This window comes from Pseudomonas sp. C5pp, assembly GCF_000814065.1.
In the GTDB taxonomy this organism is placed as follows: Bacteria; Pseudomonadota; Gammaproteobacteria; order Pseudomonadales; family Pseudomonadaceae; genus Aquipseudomonas; species Aquipseudomonas asiatica.
Map to the genome: position 1 here is coordinate 1 of NZ_JWLN01000072.1, position 4,836 is coordinate 4,836.

3 protein-coding genes and 2 tRNA genes are annotated in these 4,836 nt (G+C 62.4%); 3 read left to right on the forward strand and 2 right to left on the reverse strand.

From position 1 onward, the window contains the following. Positions 1–37 precede the first annotated feature (37 nt). Together RR51_RS28230 and RR51_RS28235 are read right to left on the reverse strand one after the other, a co-directional pair. Entirely contained in the window at positions 38–1,588 is a 1,551-nt protein-coding gene (locus tag RR51_RS28230; protein WP_039615459.1) for an MDR family MFS transporter, read from the reverse strand. Next, positions 1,578–2,633 carry an HlyD family secretion protein gene (locus RR51_RS28235; protein ID WP_039615460.1) on the reverse strand — a complete coding sequence of 352 codons (1,056 nt, stop codon included), beginning with the start codon at positions 2,631–2,633 and terminating at the stop codon, positions 1,578–1,580. Before RR51_RS28235 ends, RR51_RS28230 begins: the two co-directional genes overlap by 11 nt. A 143-nt stretch (positions 2,634–2,776) precedes the next feature. On the opposite strand from RR51_RS28235, the gene gltX reads away from it, so the two are divergent. The 3 genes from gltX (at position 2,777) to RR51_RS28250 (ending at position 4,771) form a co-directional block, all read left to right on the forward strand. Further along, the gene (gene gltX, locus RR51_RS28240) at positions 2,777–4,258 is read left to right on the forward strand and encodes a glutamate--tRNA ligase (RefSeq protein WP_025338230.1); all 1,482 of its coding nucleotides are present in this window, start codon (positions 2,777–2,779) and stop codon (positions 4,256–4,258) included. Positions 4,259–4,547: 289 nt separating this feature from the next. Then, positions 4,548–4,623, forward strand: a tRNA-Ala gene (locus tag RR51_RS28245). A gap of 72 nt (positions 4,624–4,695) precedes the next feature. Next, a tRNA-Glu gene (locus tag RR51_RS28250) sits at positions 4,696–4,771 on the forward strand. Positions 4,772–4,836 lie beyond the last annotated feature (65 nt).

Sequence of the window (4,836 nt, forward strand, 5' to 3'; positions counted from 1 at the left end):
TTTACCCGCGAAGAGGCCGGCTCAGGCGATAACCCATTCAGTGGGTCTCCCCAGCCTTCAGCCCCTCCGGCAACTTGCGGGTCAACAACACCGCCACCATGCTCACCGCCAACCCGATCCCCACAAAGTGGAACGCATCGTTATAGGCCATGATCAACGCCTGCTGGTGAGTGATCTCGCTCAACTTGCCCAGCGCCGCATTGTCATTGCCCAGCCGCTCCGCCAGTTGCGCCAACCGTTCCGCCACCTGCGGGTTGCTCGGCACCACTGCCTCCCTCAGGTAATCGAAATACACCTTGGTCCGTGCATCCAGCAGCGTGGCCAGCAGCGCAATGCCGATCGCACCGCCCAGGTTACGCAGGATATTGAACAGGCTCGACGCCGAACCCGCATCCTGCGGCTGTATATACGCCGTGGCGATCAGCGAAATGGTCACCATGATCATTGGCTGGCCGATGGCACGGATGATCTGGATATGGTTGAACTGCGGCCCTGCAAAGTCCGGGTTGAGCACCCCCGAGCCGAAACTGGCGGCGCCGAACAGGCAGAACCCCAGGGCACACAACACCTTGGGCGACACCACTTTCATCAGTTGCGGCACCAACGGGATCAGGAACAGCTGTGGGATACCCATCCACATGATCACCTCGCCGATCTGCAAGGCGTTGTAGCCCTGCACCTGCGCCAGGTACAGCGGCAGCAGGTAGATCGACCCGTACAAGCCCACCCCCATGCCAAGGCTGGCGATGCTCGACAGGCCAAAGTTGCGGTTGCCGAGGATGCGCAGGTTGATCAGCGGGTGTGGCTTGGAAAACTGCAGGATGACGAAGGTGATCAGGCTGACCAGGGCGATGCTGCCCAGGCCGACGATCAGCTGCGATTCCAGCCAGTCCTTGCGGTGGCCTTCCTCCAGGAACACCTGCAGGCAGCCAAGCCCCAGGCCCAGGGTGACGATGCCGGCGTAATCGGTGCTTTTCAGCAGTTCCCAGTGCGCGTCCTTCTTTTCCAGCCCGTACAGCAGGCCGGCGATCATCACCAGGCCCGGTGGGATATTGATGTAGAAAATGTACTCCCAGCCCCAGTTCTCGGTCAGCCAGCCGCCCAAGGTGGGGCCGATGGAGGGGGCGAAGGTGGCGGTCATGGCGAACATGGCCATGCCCTTGGCGCGGTGGTGTTCGGGCAGCTTGATCAGGGTCAGGGTGAAGGCCAGCGGGATCAGCGCACCGCCGGTAAAACCTTGCAGGGCGCGGAACAGGATCATGCTCTCCAGGTTCCAGGCCATCGAACACAACAGCGACGACAACAGGAAGCCGCCGGATACCCACACGGCCAGGCGCCGCGCCGACAGCAGCTGCACCAGCCAGGCGGTGAGCGGGATCATGATGATTTCCGCGACCAGGTAAGAGGTGGAAATCCACGAGCCTTCCTCCAGCGTCGCCGACAGTGCGCCCTGGATGTCCTTGAGCGACGAGTTGGTGATCTGGATGTCCAGCACCGCCATGAAGGCGCCGAGCATCACGCTCATTACCGCGATCCAGTCCCGCCTGGTCGGCTCCGCGGTGGGCCTGAGCAGCTGGTCACCGGCCATTGTGGCCTTCGTCTTCGCTGCGCAGGTCGACGGTGGCGGTCACCGACATGCCAGGGCGGATCCGCCCGTGCAGCGGGTTGTCAGCGCGGAAGGTCAGCTTGACCGGAATGCGCTGCACCACCTTGGTGAAGTTGCCGGTGGCGTTGTCGGGCGGTAGCAGGCTGAACTGCGCGCCGGAGGCGGCGAAAAGGCTGTCGACCCGGCCTTCTATCGGTGTGTCGGGGTAGCTGTCGAACAGCAGCTCGGCACGCTGGCCGGGCTGCATGCGGCCGATCTGGGTTTCCTTGAAATTGGCCTGCACCCAGATGTCTTCATCCGGCACGATCGACAGCAGGTAGGCACCGGCCTGTACCACCTGGCCATTGCGCGCGTTGCGCTGGCCGATGCTGCCGCTGATCGGTGCACGGATTTCACAGCGGGTCAGGTTCAGTTCGGCTTGTGCCAGGTCGGCGCGGGCGTTGGCGATCTGCGCGTCGAGGCGCTTGAGTTCGGCGGTCAATGCGTTGACTTGCTGGCGCTGGCTTTGCAGGTCGGCACGGGCCTTGTCGACCTGCGAGCCGGCGACATGGCTGTCCGCGGACAGGGTGGTGACCCGTTCTTCCGATACGAAACCTGGTTTGCGCAGCTTCTCGGCACGGCTCAGGTCCAGGCGCGAGCGGTCAAATGTAGCCTGGTTGGCCGCCACCTGGGCCTGGCCGGCGGCGATCAGACTGGCTTGCTGGGTCAGGCGGCTTTGCGCCTGCACCTGCTCGGCTTCGCGGGTGGCCAGGGCGGCTCGGGCGCGTTGCACGGCCAGTTCGAAGTCGGCGGCCTCCAGGCGCACCAGCAGGTCGCCTTTCCTGACGTGCTGGTTGTCCTCGACCCGCACCTCGTCGATGCGTGCGCCCAACTGGCTGGAAATGCGGGTGATCTCGCCCTGTACGTAGGCGTTGTCGGTGCTTTCGTAGAAGCGGCCCTTGAAGTACCAGTGGCCCAGGAAGGCGAGGGCGATGACGGCCACCAAGGTGAAGAAGACCAGCAGGCGGCGTTTGAGTTGGGCAGGCATGAGGACTATCGTTCCAGAAATGTAAATAAATTTAACAGCGGCACATGGCCAGTCGACAAGTGACGTTCGCGCCATTGCTGGAGCCCAATGCCTGCCTCCTGCTAACATCCCGCCTTTGTTTCATCTTTCGTTCGAGACTCTCCATGACCACCGTACGCACGCGTATCGCGCCATCGCCTACCGGCGACCCCCATGTCGGCACTGCCTACATCGCCCTGTTCAACTACTGCTTTGCCAAGCAGCACGGCGGTGAGTTCATCCTGCGCATCGAAGACACCGACCAGCTGCGCTCCACGCGCGAGTCGGAGCAGCAGATCTTCGATGCCCTGCGCTGGCTCGGCATCGAATGGAACGAAGGTCCGGACGTCGGCGGCCCGCACGGCCCTTACCGGCAGAGCGAGCGTGGCGAAATCTACGCCAGGTACGCCAAGGAGCTGGTTGACGCCGGCCATGCCTTCTACTGCTTCTGCACCGCCGAAGAGCTGGAGCAGATGCGCGCCGAGCAGCAAGCCCGTGGCGAAACCCCGCGCTACGACGGCCGCGCGCTGTTGCTGAGCGCCGAGGAAGTGCAGCGCCGCCTGGACGCTGGCGAGCCGCACGTTATCCGCATGAAAGTGCCGAGCGAAGGCGTGTGCGTGGTACCGGACATGCTGCGTGGCGATGTCGAGATCCCGTGGGACCGCATGGACATGCAGGTGCTGATGAAGAACGACGGCCTGCCGACGTACTTCCTGGCCAACGTGGTCGACGACCATCTGATGGGCATCACCCACGTGCTGCGCGGCGAAGAGTGGCTGCCATCGGCACCCAAGCTGATCAAGCTGTACGAATACTTCGGCTGGGAACAGCCCAAGCTGTGCTACATGCCGCTGCTGCGTAACCCGGACAAGTCCAAGCTGTCCAAGCGCAAGAACCCGACCTCGGTGACTTTCTACGAGCGCATGGGCTTCATGCCCGAGGCGATGCTCAACTACCTGGGCCGCATGGGCTGGTCGATGCCGGACGAGCGCGAGAAGTTCTCGCTGGCCGAGATGGTCGAGCACTTCGACCTGTCGCGTATCTCGCTGGGCGGCCCGATCTTCGACATCGAGAAGCTGTCCTGGCTGAACGGCCAGTGGCTGCGCGAACTGCCGGTCGAGGAGTTCGCCGCGCGCCTGCAGAAGTGGGCGTTCAACAGCGACTACATGATGAAGATCGCCCCGCACGTGCAAGGCCGGGTGGAAACCTTCAGCCAGGTTGCCCCGCTGGGCGGGTTCTTCTTCGAAGGCGCGCTGAAGCTGGACGCCAAGCTGTTCGAAAGCAAGAAGCTGTCGGCCGACCAGGTACGCCAGGTGATCCAGCTGATCCTGTGGAAGCTCGAAAGCCTGCGTCAGTGGGAAAAAGAGCGCATCACCGGTTGCATCCAGGCGGTGGTCGAGGCGCTGGAGCTGAAGCTGCGTGATGCCATGCCGCTGATGTTTGCCGCCATTACCGGCCAGGCCAGCTCGGTTTCGGTACTGGACGCGATGGAAATCCTTGGCCCGGACCTGACCCGCTACCGCCTGCGCCAGGCCCTGGACCTGCTGGGTGGTGTGTCGAAGAAAGAAAACAAAGAGTGGGAAAAGCTGCTGGCCTCCATCGCCTGACAGTGGTCCCGAGGCCATAAGCCGAACCTGTGGGAGCGGGTTTACCCGCGAATACGATGGTGCGTTTTCCGTCGCATTCGCGGGTAAACCCGCTCCCACAGGGCTCACTGTTCGGTTTTGGCAAGGGCAGGGCGGTAAGTGATTGTTATCTGTGAAAATTTTTTTGAATATTTTGAAAAATTCGTTTGACAGCCCTGCAATCCGATCTTAATATGCGCCCCGTCCACAGCGATGAACGAAAACGAAACGCCAGGCACCCAGCCAGCGCTTCGGTTCAAAGCGACATTGTGGGGCTATAGCTCAGCTGGGAGAGCGCCTGCATGGCATGCAGGAGGTCAGCGGTTCGATCCCGCTTAGCTCCACCAAATTCCGCCTGGCAGCCAAGGCTGTCGGGCAAGACCGGGTCCAGCAACCGGGTCTTGAAGGTAAGAAGGTTCGTCCCCTTCGTCTAGTGGCCTAGGACACCGCCCTTTCACGGCGGTAACAGGGGTTCGAGTCCCCTAGGGGACGCCAGTTTTGCACAAGCGATGTTTCAGGATGTCGCTGGGCCGAGAGGCTAGAAATCCGGGGCTATAGCT

Excerpts from the sequence above, each read along its gene's own strand:
- RR51_RS28230 (WP_039615459.1), bottom strand. The coding sequence starts at position 1,588 with ATGGCCGGTGACCAGCTGCTCAGGCCCACCGCGGAGCCGACCAGGCGG.
- RR51_RS28235 (WP_039615460.1), bottom strand. The coding sequence starts at position 2,633 with ATGCCTGCCCAACTCAAACGCCGCCTGCTGGTCTTCTTCACCTTGGTG.
- gltX (WP_025338230.1), top strand. The coding sequence starts at position 2,777 with ATGACCACCGTACGCACGCGTATCGCGCCATCGCCTACCGGCGACCCC.